Origin of the sequence: Neptunomonas sp. XY-337 (assembly GCF_004959845.1) — a bacterium.
GTDB classification, from domain to species: Bacteria; Pseudomonadota; Gammaproteobacteria; order Pseudomonadales; family Balneatricaceae; genus Neptunomonas; species Neptunomonas marina.
Genome location: NZ_SPLL01000001.1, coordinates 318,721 through 345,542 on the forward strand (window position 1 = coordinate 318,721; position 26,822 = coordinate 345,542).

31 protein-coding genes are annotated in these 26,822 nt (G+C 50.4%); 7 read left to right on the forward strand and 24 right to left on the reverse strand.

Annotated features, from left to right (window positions below; genetic code table 11):
• Genes E4L36_RS01740 through E4L36_RS01760 form a run of 5 tightly spaced genes read right to left on the reverse strand, consistent with a single transcriptional unit; the run spans window position 1 to window position 5,092 of the window.
• Complete coding sequence (locus E4L36_RS01740; RefSeq protein ID WP_136678746.1) at window positions 1-1,545, reverse strand: cryptochrome/photolyase family protein; 1,545 nt, start codon at window positions 1,543-1,545, stop codon at window positions 1-3.
• Window positions 1,542-1,811: a DUF2256 domain-containing protein gene (locus tag E4L36_RS01745; protein WP_346763621.1), complete on the reverse strand. Its 270-nt coding sequence runs from the start codon at window positions 1,809-1,811 to the stop codon at window positions 1,542-1,544. Before E4L36_RS01745 ends, E4L36_RS01740 begins: the two co-directional genes overlap by 4 nt.
• On the reverse strand, window positions 1,696-3,183 hold the full coding sequence (locus E4L36_RS01750; protein ID WP_136678748.1) for a deoxyribodipyrimidine photo-lyase: 1,488 nt from the start codon (window positions 3,181-3,183) through the stop codon (window positions 1,696-1,698). Before E4L36_RS01750 ends, E4L36_RS01745 begins: the two co-directional genes overlap by 116 nt.
• Before the next feature lie 6 nt (window positions 3,184-3,189).
• Window positions 3,190-4,557 carry a DASH family cryptochrome gene (locus E4L36_RS01755; RefSeq protein ID WP_169051442.1) on the reverse strand — a complete coding sequence of 456 codons (1,368 nt, stop codon included), beginning with the start codon at window positions 4,555-4,557 and terminating at the stop codon, window positions 3,190-3,192.
• A 46-nt stretch (window positions 4,558-4,603) separates the two neighbouring features.
• Entirely contained in the window at window positions 4,604-5,092 is a 489-nt protein-coding gene (locus E4L36_RS01760; RefSeq protein ID WP_136678752.1) for a MarR family transcriptional regulator, read from the reverse strand.
• Between the two features lie 251 nt (window positions 5,093-5,343).
• On the opposite strand from E4L36_RS01760, the gene ectA reads away from it, so the two are divergent.
• The 4 genes from ectA (at window position 5,344) to E4L36_RS01780 (ending at window position 9,206) form a co-directional block, all read left to right on the forward strand.
• Window positions 5,344-5,874, forward strand: coding sequence for a diaminobutyrate acetyltransferase (ectA, locus tag E4L36_RS01765; RefSeq protein WP_136678754.1), 531 nt, complete (start codon window positions 5,344-5,346; stop codon window positions 5,872-5,874).
• 56 nt (window positions 5,875-5,930) lie between these two features.
• Window positions 5,931-7,244, forward strand: coding sequence for a diaminobutyrate--2-oxoglutarate transaminase (ectB, locus tag E4L36_RS01770; protein WP_136678756.1), 1,314 nt, complete (start codon window positions 5,931-5,933; stop codon window positions 7,242-7,244).
• 15 nt (window positions 7,245-7,259) lie between these two features.
• Window positions 7,260-7,655: an ectoine synthase gene (locus E4L36_RS01775; RefSeq protein ID WP_127693015.1), complete on the forward strand. Its 396-nt coding sequence runs from the start codon at window positions 7,260-7,262 to the stop codon at window positions 7,653-7,655.
• A 120-nt stretch (window positions 7,656-7,775) separates the two neighbouring features.
• Window positions 7,776-9,206 carry an aspartate kinase gene (locus tag E4L36_RS01780; protein ID WP_136678757.1) on the forward strand — a complete coding sequence of 477 codons (1,431 nt, stop codon included), beginning with the start codon at window positions 7,776-7,778 and terminating at the stop codon, window positions 9,204-9,206.
• A 79-nt stretch (window positions 9,207-9,285) separates the two neighbouring features.
• Here E4L36_RS01780 and E4L36_RS01785 read toward each other — a convergent pair whose 3' ends face one another.
• The 6 genes from E4L36_RS01785 to E4L36_RS01810 all read right to left on the reverse strand — a co-directional run bounded on the left by E4L36_RS01785 (window position 9,286) and on the right by E4L36_RS01810 (window position 12,572).
• A complete protein-coding gene (locus E4L36_RS01785) occupies window positions 9,286-9,618 on the reverse strand; it encodes a hypothetical protein (protein WP_136678760.1) in 333 nt (110 codons plus the stop codon).
• A gap of 16 nt (window positions 9,619-9,634) precedes the next feature.
• The gene (locus E4L36_RS01790) at window positions 9,635-10,231 is read right to left on the reverse strand and encodes a hypothetical protein (protein WP_240770656.1); all 597 of its coding nucleotides are present in this window, start codon (window positions 10,229-10,231) and stop codon (window positions 9,635-9,637) included.
• A gap of 132 nt (window positions 10,232-10,363) precedes the next feature.
• Complete coding sequence (locus E4L36_RS01795) at window positions 10,364-10,765, reverse strand: MAPEG family protein (RefSeq protein ID WP_136678764.1); 402 nt, start codon at window positions 10,763-10,765, stop codon at window positions 10,364-10,366.
• 193 nt (window positions 10,766-10,958) lie between these two features.
• Entirely contained in the window at window positions 10,959-11,297 is a 339-nt protein-coding gene (locus tag E4L36_RS01800; RefSeq protein WP_127693007.1) for a zinc ribbon domain-containing protein YjdM, read from the reverse strand.
• Window positions 11,298-11,430: 133 nt separating this feature from the next.
• Window positions 11,431-12,207, reverse strand: a complete 777-nt coding sequence (locus E4L36_RS01805; RefSeq protein ID WP_206064480.1) for a DUF952 domain-containing protein — start codon at window positions 12,205-12,207, stop codon at window positions 11,431-11,433.
• Between the two features lie 167 nt (window positions 12,208-12,374).
• Window positions 12,375-12,572 carry a hypothetical protein gene (locus tag E4L36_RS01810; protein WP_136678766.1) on the reverse strand — a complete coding sequence of 66 codons (198 nt, stop codon included), beginning with the start codon at window positions 12,570-12,572 and terminating at the stop codon, window positions 12,375-12,377.
• A gap of 324 nt (window positions 12,573-12,896) precedes the next feature.
• Between E4L36_RS01810 and E4L36_RS01815 the strand changes: the two genes are divergently transcribed.
• Entirely contained in the window at window positions 12,897-14,519 is a 1,623-nt protein-coding gene (locus E4L36_RS01815) for a methyl-accepting chemotaxis protein (protein ID WP_136678768.1), read from the forward strand.
• Here the strand turns inward: E4L36_RS01815 and E4L36_RS01820 are convergent.
• The gene (locus tag E4L36_RS01820; protein ID WP_136678770.1) at window positions 14,509-14,913 is read right to left on the reverse strand and encodes a nuclear transport factor 2 family protein; all 405 of its coding nucleotides are present in this window, start codon (window positions 14,911-14,913) and stop codon (window positions 14,509-14,511) included. The genes E4L36_RS01815 and E4L36_RS01820 overlap by 11 nt on opposite strands.
• An 11-nt stretch (window positions 14,914-14,924) precedes the next feature.
• Window positions 14,925-16,232: an MFS transporter gene (locus E4L36_RS01825; protein WP_136678771.1), complete on the reverse strand. Its 1,308-nt coding sequence runs from the start codon at window positions 16,230-16,232 to the stop codon at window positions 14,925-14,927.
• Between the two features lie 414 nt (window positions 16,233-16,646).
• Between E4L36_RS01825 and E4L36_RS01830 the strand changes: the two genes are divergently transcribed.
• On the forward strand, window positions 16,647-17,114 hold the full coding sequence (locus tag E4L36_RS01830; RefSeq protein ID WP_169051443.1) for an SRPBCC family protein: 468 nt from the start codon (window positions 16,647-16,649) through the stop codon (window positions 17,112-17,114).
• Window positions 17,115-17,243: 129 nt separating this feature from the next.
• Here E4L36_RS01830 and E4L36_RS01835 read toward each other — a convergent pair whose 3' ends face one another.
• The 3 genes from E4L36_RS01835 to E4L36_RS01845 all read right to left on the reverse strand — a co-directional run bounded on the left by E4L36_RS01835 (window position 17,244) and on the right by E4L36_RS01845 (window position 19,995).
• Complete coding sequence (locus tag E4L36_RS01835; RefSeq protein WP_136678775.1) at window positions 17,244-17,603, reverse strand: cupin domain-containing protein; 360 nt, start codon at window positions 17,601-17,603, stop codon at window positions 17,244-17,246.
• A gap of 10 nt (window positions 17,604-17,613) precedes the next feature.
• The gene (locus E4L36_RS01840; RefSeq protein WP_136678777.1) at window positions 17,614-18,996 is read right to left on the reverse strand and encodes an FAD-binding oxidoreductase; all 1,383 of its coding nucleotides are present in this window, start codon (window positions 18,994-18,996) and stop codon (window positions 17,614-17,616) included.
• 237 nt (window positions 18,997-19,233) lie between these two features.
• A complete protein-coding gene (locus E4L36_RS01845; RefSeq protein ID WP_136678779.1) occupies window positions 19,234-19,995 on the reverse strand; it encodes an SDR family oxidoreductase in 762 nt (253 codons plus the stop codon).
• A gap of 192 nt (window positions 19,996-20,187) precedes the next feature.
• Here E4L36_RS01845 and E4L36_RS01850 point away from each other — a divergent pair, with 192 nt between their 5' ends.
• Window positions 20,188-21,039, forward strand: a complete 852-nt coding sequence (locus tag E4L36_RS01850; protein WP_206064481.1) for a DMT family transporter — start codon at window positions 20,188-20,190, stop codon at window positions 21,037-21,039.
• On the opposite strand, the gene E4L36_RS01855 is transcribed toward E4L36_RS01850, so the two are convergent.
• From E4L36_RS01855 to E4L36_RS01890, 8 genes are all read right to left on the reverse strand, one after another.
• A complete protein-coding gene (locus E4L36_RS01855; RefSeq protein ID WP_346763622.1) occupies window positions 21,019-21,426 on the reverse strand; it encodes an MmcQ/YjbR family DNA-binding protein in 408 nt (135 codons plus the stop codon). The genes E4L36_RS01850 and E4L36_RS01855 overlap by 21 nt on opposite strands.
• Window positions 21,427-21,996 carry a uracil-DNA glycosylase family protein gene (locus tag E4L36_RS01860; protein WP_136678781.1) on the reverse strand — a complete coding sequence of 190 codons (570 nt, stop codon included), beginning with the start codon at window positions 21,994-21,996 and terminating at the stop codon, window positions 21,427-21,429.
• A 2-nt stretch (window positions 21,997-21,998) separates the two neighbouring features.
• Window positions 21,999-22,919 carry a hypothetical protein gene (locus tag E4L36_RS01865; protein ID WP_136678783.1) on the reverse strand — a complete coding sequence of 307 codons (921 nt, stop codon included), beginning with the start codon at window positions 22,917-22,919 and terminating at the stop codon, window positions 21,999-22,001.
• 125 nt (window positions 22,920-23,044) lie between these two features.
• Entirely contained in the window at window positions 23,045-23,824 is a 780-nt protein-coding gene (tcdA, locus tag E4L36_RS01870; RefSeq protein WP_136678785.1) for a tRNA cyclic N6-threonylcarbamoyladenosine(37) synthase TcdA, read from the reverse strand.
• A gap of 13 nt (window positions 23,825-23,837) precedes the next feature.
• Window positions 23,838-24,056, reverse strand: a complete 219-nt coding sequence (locus E4L36_RS01875) for a hypothetical protein (RefSeq protein ID WP_136678787.1) — start codon at window positions 24,054-24,056, stop codon at window positions 23,838-23,840.
• Between the two features lie 5 nt (window positions 24,057-24,061).
• Entirely contained in the window at window positions 24,062-24,757 is a 696-nt protein-coding gene (locus tag E4L36_RS01880) for a TIGR01621 family pseudouridine synthase (protein WP_136678789.1), read from the reverse strand.
• Between the two features lie 7 nt (window positions 24,758-24,764).
• Window positions 24,765-25,472 carry a DnaA regulatory inactivator Hda gene (hda, locus tag E4L36_RS01885; RefSeq protein WP_136678791.1) on the reverse strand — a complete coding sequence of 236 codons (708 nt, stop codon included), beginning with the start codon at window positions 25,470-25,472 and terminating at the stop codon, window positions 24,765-24,767.
• Window positions 25,459-26,586: an AI-2E family transporter gene (locus E4L36_RS01890; RefSeq protein ID WP_136678793.1), complete on the reverse strand. Its 1,128-nt coding sequence runs from the start codon at window positions 26,584-26,586 to the stop codon at window positions 25,459-25,461. Before E4L36_RS01890 ends, hda begins: the two co-directional genes overlap by 14 nt.
• Window positions 26,587-26,822: the final 236 nt, after the last annotated feature.

Here is a 26,822-nt window from a genome sequence, read left to right on the forward strand (position 1 = left end):
CTAAAGTTCGTTAAGGGAATGAAGATAAGCCTGCGCGCGTGCCAGCGTCTCGGTTTTAGCCGTATCTGCCATCTTATCCCACGTACGATAAGGAAATGCCATACGCGGGTTTGCACTTAGCGTTGCTTTGTTCTGCGCCAAGAAATGCCAATACAAACTCATGAACGGGCATGCATTGGGCGCACTGCGCTCTTTGACGTTGTAATGGCAAGATTGACAGTGGTCACTCATCTTATTGATATAATTACCGCTGGCAGCATAAGGTTTAGTCGCCACCCAACCGCCATCCGCAAACAACGCCATACTGCGCGTGTTGGGCTGCTCGACCCACTCAATCGCATCGATATAGATACCGAGATACCAGGCTTCAACCTCATCCGGCGAAAGACCTGCGATGAGCGCAAAATTACCCACCACCATAAGCCGCTGAATGTGATGCGCATAGGCGTAATCAAGTGATTGGGTTATCGCCTGAGATAAGCAACGCATCTTGGTATTGCCATCCCAAAACCAATCAGGCAAAGGCCGCTCAGCCAAGAGGAAGTTCTGCGTATCGTACTGTTCGCTGTTGACCCAGTACACAGCCCTTACATACTCACGCCAGCCGATAATTTGGCGCACAAACCCCTCGATCTGGGCAATATCAATCGCATCATCAGCCTCGTATGCTGCTAATGCCGCAGCTAATACCTGCCGCGGATGCAACATCTTGCTGTTGAGCGCAAAACTCAGCCGTGAATGATATAAGCTCCACCCCAAGGGCGATTGATCAGTCATCGCATCTTGAAAGCGGCCAAAGTTAGGTAGGCAGACGGTGCAAAAGTGCGCCAACAGCGTCTTGGCTTGCCGCCTGTTGATGGGCCACAACAGCTGCGCCTGCGCTTTACCAAACGTACCCACCCCGTGACGCTCTAGGCGCGCCAGAATATCGGCGACGTCATTAGCAAAGCACAAGGGCTCCGGCACATTAGCAATATCGTCCTTGCGCAAGGATTCGCGGTTATCAGCATCGAAGCTCCATTGCTCACCCTTGGGCTTGCCCTCCTCCATCAGGATATCCAAACGCTTGCGCATTTTACGATAGAAGCTATCCATGCGGTTGTGCTGCCCCGCTTTTATAAAGCGCGGAAACTCAGCTTCAGGGAGCAAAAAATGCTCTGTTTCAGCGGCTGAAATAGCCACACCTTCAAGCGATAAACGACTGAGCTGATCACGCAACCGGCGCTCATCTGGCAATTGATACTGAAAGGTTGCCACCTTGTGCTGACTGCAAAGATCAGCGATTAACTCCGCCAGACTTGCGTGGCGCTGGGTTTCATCTAGCGTCAAATAGATAACATCATGACCTGCCGCTTGCAGCGCAGCCGCGAACTCACGCATAGCAGCGAAGAATGCACAAATTTTCTGGACATGATGCTTCACGTAGCCCACCTCTTGGGGAAGCTCAGCGATGAGGTAGCTAACCTTGTCGTCCTGCTCCTGATACCAAGAGTGGCTCGCGTTAAGCTGGTCGCCCAGAATTAAGCGCAGTGTTCTTTTACTCATACCCAACTGTCCTCAGCCATACAGGTGCGTTTTTCGCGCCGACAGCGCTCAGAACAATATTTTACCTCCCCCCAAACACGCTGCCATTTTTTACGCCAGCTAAATGGCCGCCCGCAGCGCACGCAGACTTTCGAGGGTAAGTTCACTTTCTTATGAGCCACGTCTGTTCTCCTTGTTTCGGCTGCCGCTGGGCCGCACATGGCGCTGAAGAATACGCCTTGCTTCAGCCTGCACATCGGGGCGCTTCTTAAACTGCCACAACACATCGCGCATATAGGGCCCTGTTTTTTCAATATCAATAATGGGAGCGGGATAATCATCGGGCAGCGTAATACCCCACATGGCTTGCTCCATAGGGGTTAGCGTCCATGGGGTGTGTACAAGCTCACCGGGAAGCACAGCAAGTTCAGGAACCCAACGGCGGATAAATTCGCCATCGCTATCATGTTCTTGGGATTGTTTAACCGGGTTGTAGATCCGCAGGGTATTAGTACCGGTGACGCCCGCCTGCATCTGAATCTGCGGGTAGTGGATACCCGGCTCGAAATCCAGAAACTGGCGTGCAAGGTAGCGCGCAGCACCACGCCAATCGAGCATCAAATGGTGGCAATAGAAACTCACCAGCATGGCGCGCATCCGAAAGTTGATATAGCCCGTTGCGTTTAAACAACGCATGCACGCATCAACCAGCGGATAACCCGTCAAACCTTGCTCCCAACACGCGTGGTAGCGTGCCGCTTTATCGCCACTCCGATAGTGGAGCTGTTGATAGGCACGATTCACTGGCTCAAACTCCATTGAACACTCACTTTCAAATTTCTGAATAAAGTGGCAATGCCAATGCAATCGCGACGAGAGCGCAGCCAGCGCGCGGCGCCAACCTCGCTCGTTCCAGTGGGCAAGTAAGCGCTGATAGCACTCACGCAAGCTAAGATTTCCCCACGCCAAATAGGGCGACAAACGGGAGCAAGTTTCGCGGCTAAGCTGTGGTTTTGAAATACCTTTTTGGTAGTTTCGCCCCCTCTCAGCATAGAAACTTTCGAGCGTCATACGCGCTTGGGTAGGGCCACCAAGTTGAAATTCGGGCACACAGGCCAGCCATTCCGGTGGCGGGGTAAACACGGGCAAGTTGTGCAATTCGATAGCATTGAGCTGGTTTAGGTCAGGATCAGCACAGGGTTTGCGCATCACGACCTTCCAGTGCTTATCCCAATCCTGTCGGGTACTCGCTCCGCGCACCACCGCACCATAGGGCGTTTCGCACCATGTTACGCTGTGTTTTTTACACCACTTCGCCACCAAGCGATCACGCTCAAATGTGTTCGCAAGACCAATCTCTTGATAGCTGTATATCGCCTCAATCTGAACTTGCTCATAAATGGCGGTAAAGACTTTGCAAGCTTCGCCACAAATAACGGCTATTTGAGTACCGAAATTCGATAGCTGCTTGTTCAGATCTTCTAAAGATTGCCACACAAATCGCCAATGGCGATGCTCGTAATGCGGATCATCCAACAGTATTGGCTCAAAGATATAAAGCAGTAAAGTAGGGCGCTGCGCCGCGATGGCCGCAACCAAAGGCTCATGGTCGGTCAAGCGCAGATCACGCTTGAACCACACCACGCTGATTGGCTCCATGACAGGTTACCGTGCTAGCGGCCAGTCAGCAGCATCGACCACATCGAGTGCTACGCTCTTCGTTAGCTCGCTGCCGAGCCAACGCTTAATGTAGTCACCCTCTGGATCAAACTGTGCCACCTGCTTTTCGATATCAAATCGGCGTCCGCCACGCGGATCGACACCCACCCCAGCAATGTACTGCCAGTTGCCCCAGTTACTGGCCACATCGTAATCAACCAACTCTTGTTCAAACCATGCTGCGCCATAGCGCCAGTCGAGTTGCAACTCGTTAACGCAATAACTTGCAGCGATCTGCCGCGAACGATTGGAGATATAACCTGTTTGCGCGAGCTCATGCATAATCGCATCCACCAGCGGCTCGCCCGTTGTTCCACTGCACCAAGCGCGAAACCTGTGAGCATAAAAACTGGTTAACGGTTGGCGCTTAGCGATGCCTTGGAAACGATACAGCTGGGTACCCAGCTTTCTTGCCAACCATTGGAAATACTCCCGCCATAGCAGCTCAACGTACAACCACTGTGTCGATTCATTTGCCCCGTGGGTGCGCTCATATTCAGCAATGGACTGCCACACATAGCGCACCGACAAGCTTCCCGACGCTAACCATAACGAGAGCTTAGACGAGTTACTCCAACCAGAAAGCGCATTGCGCGTCTCTTTGTAACGGCTAGCCGCACCGCAGTGCAAATATTGTTTGAGATGCTCAAGGCCCGCTTGTTCGGTGCCGATAAAATCTAGGCTGAAAAGATCCTGTGCAGCAAAGCTCCACTCATCTTCACTCTGCAATGCGCAGGGCGGTAAAGACTCAACCGCAGCGATAGGTGCAGCGGTACCAGCCTGCTCCGCTAAACGGCGGAACGGCGTGTACTGGCGAGGCAACTTCTCTGCAAGCCACGCGTGAGCTCCTTCCGAGAAAAGCGTATATGTATCAAACATCTCCATCTGTAGGGCTGGGTTTGCCGCTTGGATCGCAATTAGTTGTTCGCACTCATACCAGCCGACTGGGCGAGACATAATCAGCGTTTGCGCGCCGCTCTCTTGCACCAACCGATTGACTACTGCGACGAACTCCCCCATCCGAAGCACAGGCTTATTGCCGAGGCCCTCACATGCGGTGTAGAAGCCTTCCATCGCTTGTATCGTAAAGGTCCAGCGTTTCAGCCCAATGCTTTTCGTTTGATAGCGAGTTGGCTTGAACCAGCGGGGGTCATAGATCAGTCCGATACATGCTGTATCGAACTGAGCCACTCGGGTTAAACAAGGGTTGTCATGAATCCGCAAGTCGTGCGTGGGAATGTAGAGCGCAGTAGCCAACTCGGTATCCTTCTGTCCGTTTACCGCTAATACGGCCGACAGAGCAAAATAGTTCACCGATATTCGCGTACTGCGCGGGTGCAGAGAATACTGCTAATTAGGATTACTTATTGCCGACTTCAGCTCTATCGATCTGGCCCACATCGAGCATAGGGGCAGCATCAAGGTGCTGAGCATCTAGCATGAATGCAACACGCTCTAGCGCGGCGATGACCATTGATTGCTCCCAGCTTTGCAGATCATCAAAGCGACGGGTAAACATATCCTGCTGCGTTGTAGGTGCTCCCTTCATCAGCTCCCACCCCTCGGTGCTGAGGTTGATCCAAACTTTGCGCTTGTCCTCAAGACCCCTTTCACGCGTTACTAAGCCTTTCTTCTCTAACCGATCCAAAATACTGGTAACGGTCGCCTGAGTTATCGAAACCTCTTTGGCGAGCTCTCCGGTTGTAATGGGCGCATTGTGGCGCAGCGCCTGCATCGTCATCAACTGCGGCAATGTTAATCCGGTACTGCGGCTGATCTCTTTCTCTTGCATATCGGCAGAGCGAAAAATTTGCCGCAGCAATACCAGCGCTTCCTGACTCTTTTCCATCGTAAACATGCTCTTTTCATCGTTCTTGCGAGGATTCTACCTAATCTCCTCACACGACGCTATTACTTAGAAACACAAACAATATCTACTTAGAAATACAAAACAAATTAAGCTTATAAATAATAAAACCTAACCATAAATAACGAAAAACCCTAATAAAAAGCCGATATTCGGGTTGAAAGAACGAAGCATTCATGTTTTAGAATACATACGAATGCTAAATATTCGATAAACAAAACATTTGAGACACTATGCACAACATTCACTATCGCAAACCATCGTCGCTCGATGGTCCTGATATTCATAACCTGATCCGCCGCTGTCCGCCGCTCGATCAAAACTCGCTGTACTGCAACCTTTTACAATGCACCGATTTCGCCGAAACGTGCATCGTGGCAGAAAGCGATAACGGAGAGGTAGCAGGCTTTATTTCTGGTTACATCAAGCCTCACGCTCCCAACACCCTGTTTATTTGGCAGGTTGCTTTAGACGAAAAGTACCGCGGCCTCGGTATCGCCAGCACAATGCTGAGTGAGCTGTTTAACCGCAACTCCAGCGTGACTCACATGGAGACGACGATTTCGCCCAGCAACCACGCATCTCAAAAGCTCTTCGAGACCTTTTTCAAGAATCACCACATGCCTGTTGAAACACGTGTGCTTTTCGAAAGCGGTCGCCACCTTGATTCCGAGCATGAAGATGAGGTGCTTTACAGTGCCGGGCCTGCCAAGCAGCTGCGTCCAATCAAGGCGCACAGCCAGCCGGGCGCCCACCTCAGATAGCCCGATGCAGTCACAAACACTTCCGCATTAAAGCAATAGATTATTTAGGAAAGATCATGGAAATCTTTGAGCAGATCGAATCAGAAGTACAATCTTATGCACGTTCATTTCCGTGCGTATTCAACCGCGCAAAAAACGAATTTCTTTACGATGCTGCAGGTAACGAGTACCTGGATTTCTTAGCAGGCGCCGGCACCCTTAACTACGGGCACAACAACGACGCGTTCAAGCCCGCCCTGTTGCACTATATCGAATCAGATGGCATCTCCCATGGCTTAGACATGCATACCAAAGCCAAGGAGGAGTTTCTACATGCGTTAAACGACAAGATCCTGAAACCGCGTGACCTGAATTATGTGGTGCAGTTTACTGGCCCCACCGGTACTAATGCGGTGGAAGCTGCCCTCAAGCTGGCACGTAACGTGACCGGACGTGAGAATATTGTTTCATTCACCAACGGTTTCCACGGCGTCAGCTTAGGCTCGCTCGCCACCACGGGTAACTCGCATCATCGCGGCGCAGCAGGTACATCACTTGGCGGTGTCAGCCGTTTGCCATTTGATGGTTACCTCGGTGACGAAGTCGATACGACAGAATATCTCGACAAGGTTCTGTGCGACACGAGCAGCGGTATCGATCTGCCTGCTGCCGTGTTAGTCGAAACAGTCCAAGGCGAAGGCGGTATCAATACTGCAAGCTTCGAATGGCTAAAGAATCTCGAAAAGGTCTGCCGCAAACATGACGTACTGCTCATTGTTGATGACATCCAAGCCGGGTGCGGTCGAACGGGCTCGTTCTTCAGCTTTGAGGGAGCAGACATCAAGCCGGATATGATCACAATGTCGAAATCGCTCAGCGGTTATGGTTTACCTTTTGCTGTTGTGATGATCCGCCCAGATCTCGATCAATGGAAGCCGGGTGAACACAACGGTACCTTCCGTGGCAATAACCTTGCTTTTATCACCGCGAAGGCTGCCATCGACACGTTTTGGTCGGATAACCAGTTTGCCCAAGAGATTCAAGCCAAAGGTGAATACATCTCCAAACGCCTTGAGGCGATCGTGGAGCAATATGGTGAGGGCAACTTTACCACCCGTGGCCGCGGTATGTTCCAAGGCATTAACTGTGTAAGTGGCGAACTGGCCGCCCAGATTAGCCAAAAGTGTTTTAAGAACGGGCTCATTATCGAAACCAGTGGCGCAGACGGCCAAGTGGTTAAGTTCCTCTGCCCGCTTACCATCAAGCAAGAAAATCTAGAAAAAGGGATCGATATTGTTGAGAGCGCCATTAAAGAGGTGTGCGCAAAAGAGGATGAGATCCCAGAGGACAACTGCTATTTCGATACTGTCTACCTACAAGAAGCGTCTTAAGAGAGGGACTGAGCAATGATTTTACGAACACTTAAAGATGCAGAGCAATCCGAGCGCCGTGTTGTTTCACCTGATGGAAACTGGGAGAGCACACGCCTGCTACTCAAAGATGACAACATGGGATTTTCATTCCATATAACCACTATCTATGCAGGAAAAGAGTCGCATATTTGGTACCAAAACCATCTTGAGTCGGTGTATTGCATCAGCGGTGAAGGAGAAGTGGAGACGCTAGCCGATGGCAAAATCCACCCCATCAAGCCTGGTTCTATCTATATCCTGGATAAGCATGACGAGCACCTACTGCGCGCCCACTCCGAATTAAAGTTAGCTTGTGTATTTAATCCACCCCTAAACGGTAAAGAGGTACACGACGAAAACGGCGTTTACCCACTCGAGGAAGCCTCTTAAAAGCTTAGGGGTTCAAACTATCAGGGAACCTGGTGAGCATATTTAGCATCATTCGGTTCTCTGAGAACACCTTCAACCCTGCCAGTCACAAGCCAACGAATAGGTACATCACGAATTATTATGCCTCATACCGTAGAGAAAATTGGCGGCACGTCAATGAGCCGCTACCAAGATGTTTTGCAGAACATCTGGTTAAAAGAGAGCAACAACACCCTGTTTAACCGAATATTTGTCGTCTCCGCTTATGGCGGCGTTACCGACCGACTCCTTGAACACAAGAAGACCGGGGAAGCCGGTGTATATAGCTGCTTCGCCGAGGCTGAAGAGCCCTACGCATGGCAAGAGATGCTCTCAGAGGTTGAAGAGCAACTGGTAGACATCAATACAGAGATGTTTTCTGGTGCCACGCTCGCCCAAGCGAATAGCTTCATCCGCACCCGTGTCAGCGAAGTCAAAAACTGCATGACCAACCTGCACGCACTATGTTCATACGGACACTTCCAACTGCAACAACACTTGGCCAATGTGCGCGAAATGCTCGCGTCCATCGGCGAAGCGCACAGTGCTTACAACTCCACCCTGCTACTGCAAACCCACGGCGTCAACGCACGCTTTGTGGACTTAACTGGATGGAAGCAAGCAACCGAACTACCCATTGATCAACTGATCACCCAGACATTCAGTGGTATCGATTGCAGCAAAGAGATAGTGATCGCGACCGGCTACGCAAACTGCCAAGAGAAGCTGATGAAAACATTTGATCGCGGCTACAGCGAAATGACGTTTTCTAAGATCGCCTCTATTACCGGCGCGCGCGAAGCGATTATTCATAAAGAGTTTCACCTTAGCAGTGCCGACCCTCGCATCGTAGGGCCGAACAACGCCATCCCGATTGGTACAACCAACTTTGATGTTGCAGACCAGCTATCAAACTTAGGGATGGAAGCCATCCACCCGAAAGCTGCCCAAGGCATACGTAAGTCAGGCATCAAGATTCGTGTGATGAACACCTTTGAGCCGGATCATTTGGGTACAATCATCGATAACGACTACTGCAACCCATGCGTCGAGATCATCGCCGGAAGAAATGATGTGTTTGCCATTCAGGTGTTTGATCAAGAGATGCTTGGCTCCCCCGAACATGACATTGCCATCAGCCGCCTTATCAAAGAGCTGAAATTGCACATGGTCAACAAAGAAGCCGACGCTAACAGCATCACCTTTTACCTTACAGGAAACCGGAAAATGGTTAATCGCCTTGTGCGCCTGATAGAAGAGACGTACCAGTATGCAGAGGTTGAGGTTCAGAAAGTAGCCATGGTGTCAGCCATCGGCTCAGATTTGAAGATTGAAGGGATCCTTTCACGCACTATTTCTGCGCTTTCAAGCGCCGGTATTAACGTGCTCGCTTTGCACCAAACCATTCGCCAAGTCGAGATGCAGTGCATTGTTGCACAGAGCGATTACGAGCGAGCGATTAAAGCGCTGCATCATGCCCTAGTTGAGCAAGAGAATCATGGCAATGTGATCAGCGAGGCCATTGCTGCCTAATACCTGATCACCAAAAATAGCTTCTTATTTAGCGGGAGTTACTCCCGCTTTTTTTAAACCTGCGGTTATACTTATCACCTTAAAGGTGGGCTGCCTGCATTTTAAGCCAAAACGCTTGTTGGCAACGGTTTGTAAAGTGCTTTGCCGCAGGCTCAATGGGCGTTTCAGGATGCTCTATCACTTGATAAGTTAACCAGCACTCCGCACAAAGCGCCTCATTTTCTACCTGATCTAGCTCCTCAGTACAGCGAATCAGCGCACCGTCACTAAAACGAACCAAAGACTCAACACGCACCACATGAACCCCTTGATCTTGATAGCTTTTATCGTATTGTTCGCGGGCAACCACCGTCACAGAGCCATTATGGACAGGGGTTTTCATCGCCGTTAAATAATGTGCCAAACTGGTCATCTGCATCTCCTTTGCGCTAACGCCGTGTAATACTCACCTGCTCCACCCAGATCACCTCACAAGCGCCTGCTCCGGTATCATTACGCGTCATGGAACTGCGCCATACCCAACCGTCTTTTGAGGTTGCCTGCACTAAGCTGCCAGATAAATGAACAACATCCCCCTCTCGGATCTCATCCATATCACGCGCTACATGAGCATTAGCTGGAATGAGGTGCATATTGGCGCTATGGGTCTCAATCTCTTGGCGAGGGATAGGAAACGCATCAACCCGCCAAAAATAGAAGCGACCTGATTGGCGAATGTTAATATCAGCCAGTACGCTCTCATCAGACATCCTGCCCCAGCCAAGCGCCAAATCCATGGGCGAAAGTTCTGCGCCTCTGTCGCGGCTGTAGTCTTCACGCCCCAACACGCGCGCCTCGATATCAAAACTCGCCAACTCAGTAATCGAGTATCGATCAAACGTGAACGAAGGGGGGTCAGCAAAGTCTCTTTGCACTGGCGAGCTTGGCGCAACGATACCGGGGCCATAAGTAGCAGGCCCTTCTTTGTTGTACCACATAAAGCCGCAGGCAAGCGCAATCAAAATAATGATATTTCTTAGTGTCAACACGCGCTCCTTAGATTCTCTCTGCGTACCGAAGTGTTGTATCAGCGCTTTAGCTTAGCCGGGTCACTTTCACTGTGAAAGCCCCTCTTTTGAACAATAGCCAAGAAGTCAGCTTCGTAGAAAAAAGTCAGCTTAAGCCACGTGAACAACAAGCAGCACCCACATAATCGCCACGTTAATCAAAGAGGAAAAATAGGATAGCGCTCGCGCTCTGACATTGTTGTCAGTGAGATGGACAAACGCTTGTACGGCGCGCGAAACGACAAATAGCCAAGCAAACAGCAACATCGCAGAGCCCGTAGCACCTGTCACTAACGCAGCCACGCCCGCGGCAAAGAAGAGCGTTGGCACTTCAAAAAGGTTGTTAAAGCAGCGCGTTGATTTAACCACATCATCTGGGGCCGCTTCTCCTCCCATCAGCTTGAAGTATTTAATGCTGAGCGCTTTACTACGCACCGCGCGAATACGCGCACCGAGGGCATAAAACCCAACAAGAAAGATTAGCAGCACCATCACGGCCATCGGATAGATCATAGTCACTCCTTGTAACCTAAGTTTTGATATCGCTTCTGCGATAGTACAGCATAAAACCCTGCGCGTACGTGATTACCAACGAGGCTAGAAACTGAAGAGCGGCCATACAGAAGAGAGATGGAAACAACAAGGAGAGGCGGAGCTGGCAAGAGAACCAAGAGAGCCGCACAAATCGCTCTCTTGGCGCAGATCATTAGGCTTTTTTAACAAACGCTGCCGTCACCATCATTTCGCCAGCGCCATCCACCTTACAATCGAGCTGGTGATCTTTACCTTCAACAATGCGACGGATGAGCGCTTTAGTGCCGATTTTAAGGACTTGAGAGCTACCTTTGACCTTAAGGTCCTTCACTAAAGTGACTTTATCGCCATCGGCAAGTAATGTGCCGTTTGCATCTTTTGCCGTGATTACATCATCCTCTTCTGGTACCTCATTTGGGTTCCACTCATGGGCACACTCAGGACAGATCAACATCTCTTGATCTTGATAGACGTATTCAGAACTGCAGTTTGGGCAAGGAGGCAAAGACATAAAAACAACTTCTTTTCTGTGGGTTAATGTTGCGAGCATGGTAGCCCCAAGCGCACTAAATTCAATCTATTTTTCAATTTTGTCTGAAAATTGCGGAAAAAATCGCACGATTACGCGTTAGCACTCTCTACCTTCAGGAGTCTCTCCCATCCGGGAACGCAGGTAGGTCAGGGTCCAGCACACACCAATTTGCTTTGTAAGCGGTGTAGATTTGAGCATCAATCGTTACGGGGATCTCGGAATCGAATGTCGCGATCGCTAGCTCCATCTCGTCCAGTTCAGCACCCTTAACACGAAAGCCCACGCTAGAACCACAGCACGAGCAAAAAGAGCGTACCGTGCCGTTTGGAGCCGTAAATTCCTTTAATAGCTCACGCCCCGCCAGCCAACGTAATCCCTCAACGGCAACCAAGGTACCGAAGGCCGCTCCGTGAAACTTTCGACACATGCTGCAGTGGCAGTTGGCAGCTTGAGAGCTAAACCCCGCAACGGAAAAGCGCACGCCTTCACACAAACAAGAGCCGGTGTAATGCCCATCACTCTGCTGCGAAGGCTCGGCTGGCCCCAGCTTGTAGGTGCGCTGCCCATCAACTTCTTGATGAATCAGCGCATAGACATTAACGACTGATTCAATGGGCAACTGAGGGATGTTCGCAAGAGGCTGACGCCACGGCTTATGCTCATCGGGTTCCAGCCACTCTAGTTGTGCTGCAAAGCTCAGCGGGCTTATCTCCAAAACCATCGGCTTCTCTTCAGGCGCGAAATAGAGCGCCGCAACATGCTCGACCGCCTCGCGTACATTGAGGTGAATCCGATCGACGTTATTATCATTGCCGCAGCGCGGGATGAACTGCCCCTTGCGCACTTCGTGCCATGCCTCTTGCCGAATAATTCGATATAAATTTTCCATACTCTGCCCCTCCCGCACGAGCCTGTTATCTCTCAAAAGGCCCAAAATTCTAAGCTAGGCAGTCAGATAAATCGAAGATCCCCGTTCGACCAAGCACCCTTCTACCCTAAACTGAGCTCCCGTTAACCTCACACAGCTATCGTTTTCAACGCCGCCGTATAGGTCACTTAATCCTTTTGATCCTGCTGAAAACTTAGCTCACCAAGCAATTGATACAGGGCGCCGAGTTTACCAGAGGCTTGTTCATAAAGCGCTTTTGCCTCTGGATGATGATTAATGACGGGATGCTCACCCAAAGCAGCTTCTAATTTGCTGGCTTGGATGAAAACACGATCAAGTGCCTCATAGTAAGAATATCGGTCCATATAAAAAGCTCCTTGGCCTCACAAGTAAAAACCCACACTTAGGATAGTGACATCATCGCTAGTCCTCTAGCCTATCAGCGGGAGCGCCACGTTACCCTGCCTACTGATCACCAAGCTACGCACCACGACATTTTGATGAAATTTTGGTAACCTGCAAACGACACTCATAATTCTGACTTGAGTCAAAAGTGATGCTAGTTCATACCATGTGTCAGTTGGCATTCTGTGATTCGGAAGCTACTTTTGTTTCTTGAACGCTCATACAGGTAAGTTGCTTCTCTGCTAAGCGTCGCTGTAGTCATCAAACCATGTGAAGGAACCACGATGAAAAATCTCTCCGTTCGAAATCGGCTCAATATTTTAGTCATTGTTGCAGTACTGGCGATTTTAGTGACCGAGTTGTTCGGGCTATTTTCGAGCCACAAAGATCTGGTGGAGGCACGCAAAACCGAGATTAAATCTCTTGTGGAAACCGCCCTAGGTGTTGCACAGCAGCAATATCAACTCGTGCAGCGCGGTACTATTTCGGCAACCGAAGCCCAAGAGAACACGCTCGCTACCATAGAAACAATGAAGTACCGGGGTCAAGAATACTTCTTCGTGCTAGATAAAAACGCCACGATGCGTGGCCATGGGAGCGATAGTCGCGTTCGCGGTAAAAATTTCAGCGACACTGTCACCTCGTCTGGAGAGGCGATTTTTGTGCAAATGGCAAAACTCGCCGCACGCCAGGGGGCAGCCGAGTATTTCTCTTACGATTGGCCAAAGTCAGGATTCGACACCCCGCAACCTAAAATCACCTACGCACAATCATTTGCACCCTGGGCGTGGGTGATTGGCACCGGCATCTACATAGATGATCTTGATGAGGCATTTCGTACCGAACTACTTAAGTTTGCCGCATCAGCCTTCGTGGTTGCAGCTATTTTGCTGGGCATCGCGATTCCTATTGTGAAGAGCATCACCGGCCCATTAGCACGTATCGAGACCGTAATGAAAGCAGTGGCACAAGCAGACCTCACACAACGGGTTAAGATCGACACCCACGATGAGCTAGGCCGTGTTAGCCGCAGCGTAGACGACATGCTAGATCGGTTCCAAAGCCTGATTATAAGCCTTGGCCAATCCATCCATCAGCTGCAAACCAACTCTGCCCAACTGGCGGCCAGTGCTGAGCAAACCAGTTCTGGGGCAACACAACAGTCTTCTGAAACCGAACTGTTGGCCGTTGCGATGGACGAGATGACAGCAACGGTGCAAGAGATATCCAAAAGTGCATCCGAATCTGCCAGAGCAACCGACCGCGCCGACCATGAAGCAGAAACCGGCAACAAAAACGTTGATGAGACAATTGTAAAAATTCAGTCACTCTCCCAAGAGGTATGCCACTCGGAACAGGTAATACGGACATTGGAACAGGATACCGAAGAGATCAGCAAGGTTTTAAGCGAGATTCAAGGGATATCAGAGCAAACCAATTTACTGGCTTTGAATGCTGCCATTGAGGCCGCTCGTGCTGGCGAATCTGGCCGGGGTTTTGCGGTCGTCGCCGATGAAGTACGCCAGCTGGCCATGCGCACCCAAAACTCCACCAGCGAGATCCGTGATATGAACGAGCGCCTACGTTCAGGAACTAAACGCGCCGTTCAATCGATGCAGCTATCCACTGAAAAAGCGGAAGATAGCGTTAATACGGCGAAATATACCGGTAGCGAGCTAAGCAGCATCGTTGAGCATATGTGCCAAGTCCGCGATATGGCCGTACAGGTTGCAGCCGCCACCGAGCAGCAAACTCAGGTAGCTGAGGAGATGAATAAAAACTTGGTTAACATCGCGCTGGTTTCTAAAGAGACCGCAGCTTCATCTGAGGTGGTTGCTCAAAGTAGTGAAGAGCTATCCCGCCTTTCAACCCAACTAGAGCACGAAATAAAGAAATTCAGAGTTTAACTAGCTCCGCCTCTGAGAGGGCGTCTGGTGTGGACGCCTCACAGAGGTGCAAACTCAGCACTTGCCAGCGCCCACCCCTGTTGCCCCACAACTCATTGATATAGAGATCACGTATCACGCTTCCCTTCGCAATCACTTGGCTCCTGCCAACCACTTGATAAAGATCTCCTCGTACCACAACACGCACATCGATATCTTGGACCTCAGCACTTTGCTTAAGCCACCGCCCTGCTTCACATCTTGCAACGATAGCGGCGTAACGTGTATCACGCGTTTCGATACCCGTCTCGGATACGGCGATAAAGTCGTCCGCTTCGATCTGTTTTAGCAGCGGAACGTCCGCTGCCAAGAATGCGTTTAACCACTGCTCGCGGGCAGCCAGAAGGCCTTCCATACGAGTATCCTCTATTCAGAAACAGATTTGAGCTGGGTACTTAGCACCGCAGCCACTAAGCTAAGTAAGGTGAAAAACGCTAATACCGCCGCCAACGAGTGCTGGGCAATAACACCACTGATAACACCCACCACTAGCAATAGCACGCCAATCAACGTATTGCTGACCGAAACGTAATCGGTGCGTTTATTGCCGCCAGCCATATCAACCAAGTAGGTTTTTCGGCCTTGACGAACGCCTTCGTGAACCACCGACAAAACGAAGAACAAACCAAGATAGAGGTAGAAATTGGTACTAATTACCGCCGCCAATGCTGCACCAACACCACAGACGATCACCGTCAGCACAGCCGTTAAGGTGATTAGCTGCTTGCTATTGTGATCGGCGAAGCGCCCCCAGATATTGCCACTGATAAAGCTCGCAACGCCGCTAACAACAATCAGCAGACCTAAGGCGTGCAAACCACTGCCCTCTTGCGCTTGCGCCATCAAAACAAAATAAGGAGCCGCTAAGCCCGAGCTAATCATAAACCCGCGTACCAACACGAATCGGATGAACTCGGTGTCTTTGCGTAATAGACCAATGTTATCCAACGCATGTTTTACTGCATTAACTCCACCTTCCGTGGCTCCGGCGACTTCCTTGATCAACCCATAACTCCACGCACTGGCAGCAAAACAGGCTCCAGCTAACGCCAATAAATAGATTTCGCCCCCATTATCCAGCCAGCCATACATCAACACTGCACCAAAAACGATACTTACCAAACCCGCAAGACTGGCAGCACTCCCACTGATTCGCCCACGCTGCTTTTTAGGGATCGTTTTGCCAATAACATCTTTATTCGCGATAGATGATATCGCCCGCGCAAGACTAAACAACACCGTAAGAAGCACAATGGCGATACCCGCAGCCATCGCATCTAAGAAGATAGCAACCCCAACAAACCCTGCAATAATCAGTGCCTGTAAAACGCCGCCTAGTACCAAAAAGCCCTTGCGAACTGGCTTTTGGCGAACATACGCACCTAACAGCAATTGCGGCAACATAGAACCCGATTCACGAATAGGCACCAATAACGAAGTGAGAAAGAGAGGAGCGCCGGTTGCGGCCATGAGCCAAGGCAATACAATTTTTGCGCTGGCAAAGGTGTCCGCTATCTTGCTAAACACCAGTGCCAATAACATAAGACGTGCATTGCCGGGCACCACTTGGCAGGCATCTTCAGCGATATCTTTACAGGCTCGCGCTTCGTGCTCGTCCTCTATGAGATAGCGGAAGCGGGAAAAGTAACTCGGCTTTACTTTTGTCGTCGACATGGAGGTATTTGGTTAGCTTGTTTGGAGGGCATATTATAGCTAGCTACGTGAAAATAACGTGCCTTAGATGAGTTAAAAGCAAAAGTGCCACGGCAAGATCGCGCGTCACCATGGCGATTTAAAACACGAATACACGTGAAAAGTACGATCCAGTCGCAGCCTGAGTATTAGCCGATAGACCTATGCTCGCTATCAAGTGCTACACCAAAACAAACTTCTCTCTCAGACGTTGGAGTGATGTTTTTACCTACTCCCCGCTTGCCTTTTTGCGTTTAAACCCGAATGGATAAGCCAAACAGCGCTTTGGTGCTACCGCTATCCGACACTTTAGGTGTGCTGCACAAGAAGAATAGGTTTAGCCCCCGCACTAGGGCAGTCTTATCGCAACATCATCACAATAAGAAAAGGCAAAACATGAACAAGCTACTCACCCCTCTTATCTTAGGTACATCACTACTAGCTGCATCTACATTGCATGCTGAAACCATCAGCGTTAAAGAGAGTATCTCCCTAAACAGTCAGCCAGCCGCTGTTTGGGCCTTAGTGGGCGACTACAACGGCCTTCATCGCTGGCATCCAGCCGTTAAATCCAGCACTCAGGATGGCAATATTCGTATCCTAACGTTGCAAAACGGTGCCCAGTTTGTGGAGACGCTCACCGAGCAAAGCGACAAGCAGTACAGCTATATGATCGATAAATCCCCTTTGCCGGTCTCTAGATATAACTCCACGATCAGCGTCACCCGTGGCCCTAATGGCATGGCGCAAGTCACATGGGGTTCAAACTTCGAAGCGAATGGAGTTTCCGCCGACGAAGCGGCAGAGATTGTCCGTGGGATCTACCAAGCAGGTCTGAACAACCTTCAGGCGCTGTACCAATAACGTAAGCAAACGCGTGCTAGTGACCAGCTAATAAAAGCAGTTGACTGGCGATAGACATTGTAACGGAGGCAGCCTCTCAAACGCTCAAGATAGAGTCAGCAGCCGCCATCACCTGCGGCTGCGGTTCGATTAATCTTGCAAAATAACAAAGTACTTACGGCAAAATTCGGTGACTTCCCAGTAACCTTTAAAGCCATATGGCAACATAAACGAATCGCCTGCGGTGTAGACCTTTTCCCCACCCGCCTCATCCGAAATGATCACCCGGCCTTCAAGGATGACGCAAAACTCACGTCTTTGCGCCACCGCTTCCCATTTGCCCGGCTCACTCTCCCATAAGCCAGCAATCAGCTTACCCTCTAGCTCATTGGTATATAGCGCGATGGTTTGCGCGGGGTCGCCCGTAATCAGGCGCTCTGGCGGTGTCACAAAAGGCTGCAGCGGTACTGGATGATCGTTAAAACTCACAACTTGGTCGATAAGTGCCATGCTTAGCTCCTTACTTGTATTCGTCACGTAGGTGGAAGTATTGGTACAGCATCCGTTGGCCCATACGCCTAAAGGGTGCAAAGGGGAACTTCTTAAGCGGTTGGTTATAAAATGGTAGTGGGGGTACCTCTTTATCACCCGCGATCTGCTGAGCTAGACGCCAACCCGCCTGCAATGAGAAAGAAACGCCGCTGCCGCCATATCCCATGGCATAGAACACCGAGTTATCATCCGGTAGTTGGCCCACATGGGGCAGATCATCGTAGGTGACGCATACCCAGCCTCCCCACTTATAGTCGATGCCGATCTGCTCAAGCGCAGGAAACTTACGCTGCAAGCTCTCTATCAACATCTCATCATGGCGGGGGTTGAGGGCGTCTTTACCCGTAATCGCGCTGCGCCCGCCAATCAGAATTCGGTTATCTGGCAACTTACGATAGTAGTAACGTAGCGTGCGAGTGTCGGTGATAATTTGATTGGTCTTGAAGCCTGTTTCTGCCAGTTGCGCATCACTAAGCGGCGCGGTGACGAGCACGTTAGAGAGCACTGGGAAGGTGCGGTTCGTTAGTCCTTTATGCAGTTTAGGCGAGGTATAACCGTTGGTAGCGCACACCACTTTCGCAGCAGTGACAGAACCTTGAGGCGTATGCAGAACATGGCGGCCCTCAACACTTTCCCAGTGGATAACGGGGCTCGCTCGGTAAAGCTTTATGCCTTGGCGCATCGCCATCTGCACATAACCTTGCATCAGCTTCATTGGGTGCAAACCAAACCCATCAGGGAAACGCAATGCGCCTGCCGCCTCTGGGCTTTTGAAGTAACGTTGCGCTAGCGCCTCGCGCGATAGCAACTCGGTCTCGTAACCGAAAGCTCGTTTCAACAGTTCCGCCTCAGACTTCGCGGTCTCCATCATCGCAGGTTTATGCGCCACCCAAAGATGGCCATCTGCTTGCGGTTCGCAGTCGATGCGCTCATCGTCAATAAGCTCACGCAGGCGTCTAAGACCCGCAAAGGTCTCGTTGAACATCGCTTGTGCGCCCGCAAGGCCAAAACGGTTGATCATCGCTTGGTAGCCCATACGGCCACCCGCTTTAAGGGCAAATCCTCCGTTGCGCCCACTGCATCCCCAGCCCGCTTGATTTGCTTCTAGCACCACACAGGAGAGATTAAATGTCTTAGCAAGGTAGTAGGCTGTCGCAAGGCCTGTGTAACCACCACCGATGATCGCAACATCGGCGGCTTCCTGCTGGCTGAGCACCCCACTATCTACGGCGATATCGGTTGTTGCACTCCAATAAGAGTCAGGAAGCTGCCATCCGGCCCCGGGGTAATTCTCCAGTAAGGGATCGTAACTTGCCGGCGTTGCGATAGCGTCTGTTTGTTTCGCTGCCATCTTTTACCTCAGTTATTCTTGTTGTGTAAGCAGACCTCCAGCGTATGAGAAACAAAAATGAAATAATATTGTAATTTTTCATTTATAAGACTTTTTAGCGAAAAGTATTCACCCCTTACGTACACTCAAGCACACAGTAAGCAGGTACTCATGTGTTAAATTTAAGAGCATTAGAAAAGAGGAGTGAATAGAGAAGAGAGGCCGGCCAAGAGAACTCTTAGCCGGTAGAGGAGGTGGTTAGATACGTAAGCCGCCATCCATCTCCACAACACGGCCAGTGAAGAAGTCGTTCTCGATAATGTATTGCAGAGTATGCGCCATTTCGGCTACTTCGCCTAAGCGCTTTAGCGGTACCGCTTGCACCATGCGATCAATCGCTTCAGGCTTCATCTGCGCTGTCATTTCAGTCGCAATAACACCCGGTGCAATGCCACCTGTGCGGATACCGAAGCGCGCCAGCTCACCAGCCCACGACACAACCATCGTGGCTACAGCAGCTTTCGTTGCTGAATAGTTGGTTTGGCCCATATTGCCTGCGCGCGACACAGACGAGATATTGATGATGACACCGCCATCGCCTTGTAACGCCATAATACCTGCCGCTTCGCGACCACATAGGAATGTGCCGGTCATATTGACATCCACGACAGATTTCCACTGATCAAGCGCCATACGCCCCACCAGCTCACTATTTTTCACTTTGATCAACATACCATCGCGCATTAAGCCCGCGTTATTAATCAAGCCGTCTAGACGGCCAAAATCAGTTTTAATACCCGCAAATGTATCTTCGACTGCTTTTTCATCGGTGATATTGCAAAGGTAACCACGTGCTTCTGCACCCGTTTCAGCTAGCTTCGCTACTCCAGCATCCAGTTCATCTTGGTTAATATCGATCAGCGCTAGTTTTGCGCCAAGACCAGCAAGATGCTCAGCCATTGCGAAGCCTAAACCGCGCGCGCCACCCGTGATAACAAATACGCTACCTTTAATTTGCATGTGGTTTGTCCTTTTAAATTACTTTTATTATGACCTTAACGTAAACGTCAATTTATACTGCAATCTGCCTAGAAATTCCATCAATAATAAGTGGATACCCTTATTCGCTATTCGTCGTACTAGTTTGCTCATCACAAAGCGATAGGTTATAAACAACAGCCCCTTCTTACCTTACGATGGAACGCCTAACGAATGCAGGAACTCAGATGGACTTCAGTAGCTTTCATCATTTTCGGCATGAGCTTAATACCTCTCGGGGATTCGGCAGGTAAGATCTTAGCCATCGGGGGGATGTCGCCTCTGTTTATCGCGTGGAGCCGCCTGTCTGTGGGCTTTGTATGCTTATTGCCCTTCAGCCGACTGACCAAAACGGAGTGGCGTGATCTCTTTAATTGGCGCTTAGTGTTCCGCGCTTGCTTATTTTCTGGTGCTATCAGTTGCATCCTTTCAGCGTTAAAAACTGAGCCTATTGGTGATGTCTTCGGCGTATTTTTTATCGGCCCGATTGTGGCGTATTTTTTGGCCGCTATCGTCCTTAAGGAGCCGATCACTCTGGCCCGTTCGCTACTACTGTTTGCAGGCTTCGGCGGTGTTCTGCTGGTGGTAAAGCCGGGGTTTGGGATGAGTTCTGGGCTATTGCTCGCCCTTGCTGCAGGAACGCTCTACGGTTGTATGCTAGTAACCAATCGCTGGCTCGCTAGCACCTACCGGCCGCGCGTTATTCTGCTATCAACACTACTCTTCGGCAGTTTGCTGCTCGCGCCTAAAGGCTTGTCGATGCTCCCTACCCAGATCGACGGCTTTACCATCGGCTTAGTGTTGGTAAGCTCACTCGCATCCGCACTCGGCAACTTAATTATCATCGATGCGAACCGGAGGCTAAATGCAAATGTCGTCGCACCTTTCGTGTATTCGCAGCTGGTCGCAGCAGTGGTGTTGGGTGTACTCCTCTTTAGCGAACTACCAGATACGTGGAGTATGATAGGACTGGCGATTATCTTCGCTTCAGGGATTTGGTCTTTTCTACTGGTTAAGCGCACGTAAGCGCCCGCGCATAATGCGCTCTTCACCGTGAGCTAAAAACAAGCGCTGACGTGCCGCTTTTGGTAGGCCCTGCACAACACAGGTATAGGAGTGGTCCACTAGACGAAGAAGCTCACCATCGGGGAGATCCCCTGCTAGGTCCACGCTATTCCAGTGCTTCTTATTCATATGATAACCCGCTGTGACCGCTGAAAATATGTCGCGCAGCTCCACCGCATGGAGAGGATCGCATTTTAGGTTGATGAACCTGCGCCCCTCGCGTTTAGCCACCAACGCAAACATCTTACCCTCGACTTTAAACACGGGTACATCTGCACCAAAAGGAAAGGTTTCTTCGCTACCAGGGATCGCTTTAAGATAAGTTAACAGTTCATCGTGCTTCATCATCTAATACTCAAGTAAACTGCGTACCCGATTCTGCAACAACGGAACGCAGCGCTCTTCAAACCATGGGTTGCGGCGCAGCCAGATATTATTGCGCGGACTTGGGTGGGGCAGCGGAAAATAGCGGTTGCCCTCATAGTCCCAATCAGCAACAACCGAAGTGACAGCAGTGTTAACGATACCAAGGTGATAGCGCATTGCATACTTGCCCACCACAAGAATCAGCTCACAGGCTTTTAATTCGCTTAGGAGCGCTGCATGCCAGTGCTTCGCACATTCGGAGGATGGTGCTAAATCACCGCTTTTGCCCCTCCCCGGATAGCAGAACGCCATGGGTAATATGGCAACCTGCGTTGCATCGTAGAAGGTGTTTTCCGTGACCCCCATCCAACTGCGTAAACGCTCGCCACTGGCATCTTGAAACGGTACACCCGCATCATGCGCTATCTGTCCGGGCGCCTGTCCTGCAATCAGTATTTTAGCCTTTGGATTAAACTGGAGTATCGGTTTAGGTGGGTTGGGCAGTTGAGCGGCGCACAACGTGCACCGCTTAACGTTCTCAAACGTAGTCAACGTTAGGAAGCGCTCGCAGAGGCATTAGCAGGATCAAGCAAACAGTTCAGTGTGGCTTCCAACCATTCACTATCATTGCCCTGTAACCAAATCTGCGAGAGTTCTTTCTCTAGGATCACCCGCCATTCACACATCTGCATCCGCTCAGCAATGGACAAGCTATTGGGCAAACCCGCCAAAATCGAGTAGCACTCAAATGGAATATGCAGGGTGAAAAACTGGGTTTTCGCCCAGCGCTGCAACTGCTGGCCGGTGCAACGCGTTGGATCAATAGCAGGGCTCGCTACAATCTGCATCCAAGGATCAATACCGTTAATGCCCAACTCCTCAACCGGCAGCGGGTTGATACCAAATAAATTAAAGGCACGCAGGTAGATTTGGCGCAAATAGGAAGCGTAGCAGCCCGTTTCAACAGCTTCTTCACGAGTTACACCGCTCATCGTTTGCACATCTAACGAGGCGCTAGCGAGCGCGTACGGGCGACCAAGCTTGGCTATCGCCTCGATCTCTTGAGCATGTTTTCGTACCCAGCACGCGATAGGCCGCTCGTAGCGCCAACGGTTATTAAGGGCTGCCCGATCAAGATCAAAAGGGATCCCAATATCCCAAGACGCGCCACCTGCACCAAAGCGTACTGTTGCAGCGTTATCTTTCATCAGTGGCACGATGGTTTCGAACATCCGCCCCGCTTGCTCATGAAACGCGAGGTAGTCATCTGCGGTCGTATCTAACGCAGCATCCGGCAGATTAAGAATGTCTGTGAGGTTCTCTACTGGCCACTCCTTCAGCAGTTTCAGCTCTTCAGAGGTGACCAGTGGGGTTTGTGCCTCGTTGGCAGGTTCCTGTGAGGTTAGGCCATTCTGCAGGCGTGCACCAAAGCCGCTCTGCGAGGGTGCCATAAGAGATTGAAGTGGTCTTAGCATATCCGCTTGCCTTCTGCTCGTAACATGAGGCGCTAAACATAAAGCGGCTTGTCAGGCATTGCTTAGCTCACAACTAACTACAACTAAAGAATAGCTCGAAATCTGGTGCTTTGTAAAAGGCTAATTCAGGCCTTAGCGCGCGCAGCTATGCGATTTAATGCCCGTGACGCGGCGATCATGCCGAAGGTCGCTGTGACGACAGTGGCGGCGCCAAAACCGCCGCTGCAATCAAGGCGTGTTTGACCGTCGGTTACCGTTTTTTGATTGCATACCGAGCCGTCAGGCTGGGGGTACTTCAGTTGTTCTGTTGAGAAAACACACTCAACTGAGAACTTCTTACCGGTCTTGTTAAAACCATAATGCCGGCGTAAAAAAGAGCGTGTTTTTGCAGCCAACGGATCATTATACGTTTTGGAAAGATCAACCACAGTCACGGCTGTTGGATCGACCTGTCCACCCGCTCCGCCCACGGTCACGACAGGAACCTTATTCCGACGACAATGAGCGATGACAGCTGCTTTATGTTTAACGCTATCGATAGCATCAATGACATAATCGAAACGATCATCAATAAGCTCTGCAACATTCTCTTTGGAGATAAAGCACGCTTCTTCATGCACCAAGCACTCAGGATTAATGCCGTATATACGCTCTGCCATGACAGTATTTTTATCGCGGCCCACGGTATCAGTGACTGCGTGGATCTGACGGTTGATGTTCGTCTCGCACACATCATCTTGGTCGATGAGGGTAATCTCACCGATGCCAGAGCGCGCTAGCGCCTCAGCAACCCATGATCCAACGCCTCCAATACCGATGACACACACATGTGCATTCTGAAACGCAGCAAACGCGTCTTCGCCATATAATCGGACAATGCCACCAAAACGCAGATCTACACTCATGGGACTCTCTTAACTAAATGTCATCATCGGTTAGTTCAGTGTACACAGGCTCACCACAGCGGCTGCAGCGTCCCTCGACGAAGATGGTGCCTTCGATCTCATATTCGATGGGCGTGTGCATACCAAGGTCAGCAGCTTGGCAGTTATCACACCACGTTTGCTGCAAAAACGCTTGCTGCTCTTCATTATCACGCGCGGTGAAATCGCGTTCAATACGTTCTGATTGTGTCATTCTGTTTAGTCCTTCATTTTTCCGGGCCAGCTCAGCGCATTTGGCTGCGCCCAGCTATCTAATAGCGTATCAAGCGCGCCACCAGAAAAGAGTTCGCCAACCGTTGGGTCAGCACGAAAAGTATAGGGTTCGCCCAAATAGTTAAAGTGCAACTGCCATGCGTGAAGGTAAGCGCGGTCTGCCGGCGTACCACCATATGCAAGATCGCCACAGATCGGCGCGCCGATACTCTTTAACGCAACCCGAATTTGATGTGTTTTGCCAGTTGCGGGGCGGACACAGTACAAGCGTTTTCCTGCGTTCAAGGCACCGCTAACAATGCGTGAAACGGCGGGGTTGTCGCGCGTTTTTGTGAGCTTCCAGCAACCGCGTCGCGCTTTAACCATATCTCCGATGATGATCGCCTGTTTCTTTTTGGGTTTTCTGTCGCTAATAGCAAGATAGAATTTATCAACCCGTCGCTCTGCGAAGGCAGCAGAAAGTAACGAAGCCGCCGCCGAGCTTTTCGCTAACAGCAGCAAACCAGATGTCACTTTATCAAGGCGATGAACGGGGAATAGCTCACATCCGAGCTGCTCGGACACTTGCATCACTAGCCCAGTATCATTGTCATCTTTGTGGAAGGAGATGCCCGGCGGCTTATCGATAACAACGAAATCGGGATGGTCGCCTACAACAGAAAAAGCGCTTGATGCTCGCAACGCGGTTTTACCACCCCATCTCTTGTTTAATAAACGGGATCGTCACTTTACGCTGCGCCGTGAGGGACGCTTTATCAAGGTGATCCAGCATTTGGCATAGGTCATTCATGCTGCGGCTGGCATGGTGTACGAGGTATTTGGCAACATCGTCAGGCAATTTAAAGCCACGCAGATTAGCACGTAGTTTGATCGCTTCAATTTTGTTTTCATCATCCAGTGGTAATAACTGGAATACAACACCCCAGCTCAGCCTGGAAACCAAATCAGGTAGCGCGATCGGCAACTGCCGCGGCGCCGCATTACCACCTACGATCAGTGTGTTGTTTTCTTGGCGAATACGGTTGAATAGATGAAATACCGCCTCTTCCCAAACCGCATGCCCCGCTATCAACTGAATATCGTCGATACACACTAAGCCCAGATGCTCCATTCCCTCTAGAATGACTGGGCTCAAGTGGATAATTTCACTCATGGGCAGGTAAACGGCGGGACGGCGAAGTGGCTCTGCAACATGACAAGCGGCTTGCAGCAGGTGCGAGCAACCAACGCCCTCGCTGCCCCAAACATAAAGAAACTGCTCTCCCTCGCCAACAGCGGCTTGGCGAATCATACCGCAAGCAAGGCCGTTATCCCCTACTTGGTAATTCTCAAAGCGCGCCTCATCTCTGAGCGACACACCCAACGGTAACTGTTGCGGTGCATTAGTGCTGTTCATTAACGATATTTTCCTGTTCGTACTCTGGCTCATCTTCAGGTGGTTCCACCTTTTCCGAACCATAAAGATGGCTTCTTTTATAACCATCGTGCAGATGACGCAAAAATACCATAATTACGGCAGCAACGGGTAGTGCAATCAAAATCCCAACAAAACCAAATAGTTGACCACCCGCCATAATCGCGAAAATCACCGCAACAGGATGCAAGCCAATCCGGTCGCCAACCAACAACGGCGTTAATACCATCCCTTCCAGCGCTTGGCCGATACCAAATACTACGCCCACCCAAAGCAAAATAATTGGGTCTTGGAACTGCATATAGGCGGCCACGCCGGAGGCCACAATGCCCACGATAAAGCCCATATAAGGCACGATACTCGCAAGGCCCGCCAACATACCGAGTAGTAGTGCAAGGTTCACACCCACCAGCCACAAGCCAACCGCATAAACTGTACCCAGCGCCAACATAACTAACAGCTGACCTTTGATGAAGGCACCCAGCACCTCGTCACTCTCTATTGCAAGCATTGTCACTTTAGGCTCGATGTTGCGCGGCAGTAGTCGGCCAATTTTGGCCATCATCACATCCCAGTCACGCAATAGATAAAAGGTCACAACAGGAATGAGAAGCAGATTCGCGATCCAGCCCATGACCGCCAAACTGGACTTAGTCACAGATTTGGCAAGCTGCGTCATTATATTGCCGGTCTCTTCCCAGTTGCCTGCAATCAGCGTTTTAATCATGCTGAAGTCACCGATTTGGGCATCTGTTCCTAGGTAGGTTTGTAACGCAGGGAAGACCTTATTCTCAAAAAGATCAATCACTTGCGGGATCTGTTGCATCATCAGCTGAATCTGCTGGCCTAACTTCGGCAACACCATCAAGACAGCTAATGAGAAGAAAGCACCCAGCACAATAAAGACGATGATCACCGCAGATGTGCGCGACGCGCCGATCTCTTCAAGGCGATCGGCCATGGGGTCTGTAAGATAGGCGAGCAAGGCTCCCACTAAAAATGGCGACAGTATCGGCCCAAGCAGATAAAACAAAAACGATACTGCGGCCACAACAATCAGCAAAAACCATTTTTGCGATGTAAAAACACTATCCATACCCACGTTTACAAACTCCACTGTTCAGTTGTCGCGAAGGGTAACACGTTTAAACGATATATCACCTACTTATAGCCGCATCACCGATCTTGCCCAACGTATCGGAGCCGGCCATTTTATGTATTCACTTGCATAGCGGGCATACCCGCAACCTGTTAAAATAGCGCCTAATTTTTTAAACGCTGCCATCGCAAGCCAAAAGCGCGCCGATGCGTGGTGCATTTTCCGTTTGATAA

What these genes read in the sequence shown, in the direction of transcription:
- E4L36_RS01830 (WP_169051443.1), top strand. Translation starts at nt 16,647, where the DNA reads ATGAACAAGCTACTCACCCCTCTTATCTTAGGTACATCACTACTAGCT.
- E4L36_RS01745 (WP_346763621.1), bottom strand. Translation starts at nt 1,811, where the DNA reads ATGTGTTGTGGCAGTTTAAGAAGCGCCCCGATGTGCAGGCTGAAGCAA.
- E4L36_RS01875 (WP_136678787.1), bottom strand. Translation starts at nt 24,056, where the DNA reads ATGACACAATCAGAACGTATTGAACGCGATTTCACCGCGCGTGATAAT.
- tcdA (WP_136678785.1), bottom strand. Translation starts at nt 23,824, where the DNA reads ATGAGTGTAGATCTGCGTTTTGGTGGCATTGTCCGATTATATGGCGAA.
- E4L36_RS01750 (WP_136678748.1), bottom strand. Translation starts at nt 3,183, where the DNA reads ATGGAGCCAATCAGCGTGGTGTGGTTCAAGCGTGATCTGCGCTTGACC.
- E4L36_RS01815 (WP_136678768.1), top strand. Translation starts at nt 12,897, where the DNA reads ATGAAAAATCTCTCCGTTCGAAATCGGCTCAATATTTTAGTCATTGTT.
- E4L36_RS01890 (WP_136678793.1), bottom strand. Translation starts at nt 26,586, where the DNA reads ATGGATAGTGTTTTTACATCGCAAAAATGGTTTTTGCTGATTGTTGTG.
- E4L36_RS01850 (WP_206064481.1), top strand. Translation starts at nt 20,188, where the DNA reads ATGCAGGAACTCAGATGGACTTCAGTAGCTTTCATCATTTTCGGCATG.
- E4L36_RS01835 (WP_136678775.1), bottom strand. Translation starts at nt 17,603, where the DNA reads ATGGCACTTATCGACCAAGTTGTGAGTTTTAACGATCATCCAGTACCG.
- E4L36_RS01780 (WP_136678757.1), top strand. Translation starts at nt 7,776, where the DNA reads ATGCCTCATACCGTAGAGAAAATTGGCGGCACGTCAATGAGCCGCTAC.
- hda (WP_136678791.1), bottom strand. Translation starts at nt 25,472, where the DNA reads ATGAACAGCACTAATGCACCGCAACAGTTACCGTTGGGTGTGTCGCTC.
- ectB (WP_136678756.1), top strand. Translation starts at nt 5,931, where the DNA reads ATGGAAATCTTTGAGCAGATCGAATCAGAAGTACAATCTTATGCACGT.
- ectA (WP_136678754.1), top strand. Translation starts at nt 5,344, where the DNA reads ATGCACAACATTCACTATCGCAAACCATCGTCGCTCGATGGTCCTGAT.
- E4L36_RS01855 (WP_346763622.1), bottom strand. Translation starts at nt 21,426, where the DNA reads ATGATGAAGCACGATGAACTGTTAACTTATCTTAAAGCGATCCCTGGT.
- E4L36_RS01775 (WP_127693015.1), top strand. Translation starts at nt 7,260, where the DNA reads ATGATTTTACGAACACTTAAAGATGCAGAGCAATCCGAGCGCCGTGTT.
- E4L36_RS01865 (WP_136678783.1), bottom strand. Translation starts at nt 22,919, where the DNA reads ATGCTAAGACCACTTCAATCTCTTATGGCACCCTCGCAGAGCGGCTTT.
- E4L36_RS01820 (WP_136678770.1), bottom strand. Translation starts at nt 14,913, where the DNA reads ATGGAAGGCCTTCTGGCTGCCCGCGAGCAGTGGTTAAACGCATTCTTG.
- E4L36_RS01800 (WP_127693007.1), bottom strand. Translation starts at nt 11,297, where the DNA reads ATGTCTTTGCCTCCTTGCCCAAACTGCAGTTCTGAATACGTCTATCAA.
- E4L36_RS01760 (WP_136678752.1), bottom strand. Translation starts at nt 5,092, where the DNA reads ATGGAAAAGAGTCAGGAAGCGCTGGTATTGCTGCGGCAAATTTTTCGC.
- E4L36_RS01825 (WP_136678771.1), bottom strand. Translation starts at nt 16,232, where the DNA reads ATGTCGACGACAAAAGTAAAGCCGAGTTACTTTTCCCGCTTCCGCTAT.
- E4L36_RS01795 (WP_136678764.1), bottom strand. Translation starts at nt 10,765, where the DNA reads ATGATCTATCCGATGGCCGTGATGGTGCTGCTAATCTTTCTTGTTGGG.
- E4L36_RS01785 (WP_136678760.1), bottom strand. Translation starts at nt 9,618, where the DNA reads ATGACCAGTTTGGCACATTATTTAACGGCGATGAAAACCCCTGTCCAT.
- E4L36_RS01740 (WP_136678746.1), bottom strand. Translation starts at nt 1,545, where the DNA reads ATGAGTAAAAGAACACTGCGCTTAATTCTGGGCGACCAGCTTAACGCG.
- E4L36_RS01840 (WP_136678777.1), bottom strand. Translation starts at nt 18,996, where the DNA reads ATGGCAGCGAAACAAACAGACGCTATCGCAACGCCGGCAAGTTACGAT.
- E4L36_RS01810 (WP_136678766.1), bottom strand. Translation starts at nt 12,572, where the DNA reads ATGGACCGATATTCTTACTATGAGGCACTTGATCGTGTTTTCATCCAA.
- E4L36_RS01805 (WP_206064480.1), bottom strand. Translation starts at nt 12,207, where the DNA reads ATGGAAAATTTATATCGAATTATTCGGCAAGAGGCATGGCACGAAGTG.
- E4L36_RS01845 (WP_136678779.1), bottom strand. Translation starts at nt 19,995, where the DNA reads ATGCAAATTAAAGGTAGCGTATTTGTTATCACGGGTGGCGCGCGCGGT.